This is a genomic window from Achromobacter semiaridum (assembly GCF_053543755.1).
The window spans coordinates 21,801-23,529 of record NZ_JBLVOL010000049.1 but is presented as its reverse complement, the minus strand read 5'-3'; the positions used below and the strand labels follow the sequence as shown (position 1 = coordinate 23,529).

Sequence of the window (1,729 nt, the reverse complement as noted above, 5' to 3'; positions counted from 1 at the left end):
GCGCGGACGCGCTGACGATGACATTTGGCGGCGTGCGCGCGGTGCAGTCCGTGTCGTTCGACGTACCACCGGCCGCCGTCACCGCGCTGATCGGGCCCAATGGCGCGGGCAAGTCCACCGTTATCAACATGCTTAGCGGCTATTACCAACCCACCAGCGGCGCGGTGTCGCTAGGCGATGCGCCGCTGGCCGCGCTGCCCGCCTACCGCGTGGCGCGCAGCGGCATCGCGCGCACGTACCAGACGTCGCAGCTGTTCGACACGTTGACGGTGGAAGACAACGTGGCGCTGGGCATGGTGCGCGGCCGGCTGGGCGGTTTGCTGGCCTCGCGCCGCTACCTGGCGGCCGACGTGCGCCAACGCGCCCGCGCGCTGCTGGCCTTCTGCGGCTACGAGGGCGCGCTGGATGTGCCCGCCGCCGACCTGCCGCACGTGGACCGGCGGCTGGTCGAGATTGCGCGCGCGCTGGCCACGGATGCCGACATCCTGTTGATGGACGAGCCCGCCGCCGGCCTGTCGCGCGAAGACAAGACGCGCCTGGCGGGCCTGCTGCGACGCATCGCCGATGCGGGCGCCGGCGTGCTGCTGGTGGAACACGACATGGCGCTGGTGATGGGCGTGTCCGATCACATCGTGGCGATCGACGCCGGTCGTGAATTGGCCAAGGGCAACCCCACGCAGATCCAGCAGTCGCCAGCCGTGCGTCAGGCGTACCTGGGCGATGAAAACGCCCGGCGCGCGCCCGCCGCCCGGCAGCGCCCGGCCGGTGCGGCCATCGGCCCCGAAGTACTGGGCGTAGGGAATCTGGTGACGGGCTACGGCGCCAACCCCGTGCTGCACGGCATCGACCTGCAAGTGCGGCAAGGCGAAATGGTGGCATTGCTGGGTGCAAACGGCGCCGGCAAATCCACGCTGATGCGCACGCTGGCCGGGCTGCATCGGCCCGCCGAGGGCGGCATGCACCTGCAAGGCACCGAGCTGAACGGCCTGGCCGCCGACCGCATCGTTGCGCGCGGGCTCGTGCTGGTGCCCGAGGGGCGGCAGGTGTTTCCCGGCCTTAGCGTGCTGGACAACATCCGGCTGGGCGCGTTCCTGCATCCGCAAGACCGCGAGGCGCGCGTCGAGGAAATGCTGACGCGTTTTCCGCGCCTGCGCGAACGCCTGCATCAACGCGCCGGCCTGTTGTCGGGCGGCGAACAACAGATGCTGGCGATTGCACGCGGCTTGATGTCCAAACCGGTGATCCTGCTGCTGGACGAACCGTCGCTGGGTCTGGCGCCCAAGATTATCGACGAACTGTTCGAAGCGCTGGACCGCCTGCGCGCGGAGTCCATGACGATACTGCTGGTGGATCAGATGGCGGCGCTGGCGCTGTCCCTGGCCGACCGGGCCTATGTGCTGGAATCGGGACGCGTGGCGGCGCACGGCACGGCAGCGGAAATTGCGCAGGACGGCGCGCTGGCTCGGGCATATCTGGGCGCTTAGCGGGGCATCAGGCCGCTTGCCGTACCGCCACGCTGCCCGGGTCCCAGCGGCGGCCGGGTACGGCGGCCAGCAGCGCTTGCGTGTACGGATGCGTGGGGTGTCTGAAGACGTCCGCGCAGCCTCCCTCCTCCACGATCTTTCCGTCTTTCATGACGGCCACGTGATCACAGACCTGCGCCGCCACCCGCAGATCGTGCGTAATGAACACGATGGACAAGCCCAGTTGCTGGCGCAGCCGCGCCAGC

At 69.6% G+C, this 1,729-nt stretch carries 2 protein-coding genes; one reads left to right on the top strand and one right to left on the bottom strand.

Going from position 1 to position 1,729, the window contains the following annotated elements:
* Positions 1-1,484: ATP-binding cassette domain-containing protein (locus ACNPP0_RS15175; protein ID WP_448706341.1), on the top strand; the 1,484-nt coding region annotated here is incomplete at its 5' end.
* 7 nt (positions 1,485-1,491) lie between these two features.
* Here the strand turns inward: ACNPP0_RS15175 and ACNPP0_RS15170 are convergent.
* On the bottom strand, positions 1,492-1,729 hold a 238-nt coding region (locus tag ACNPP0_RS15170; protein ID WP_448706340.1), incomplete at its 5' end, for an ABC transporter ATP-binding protein.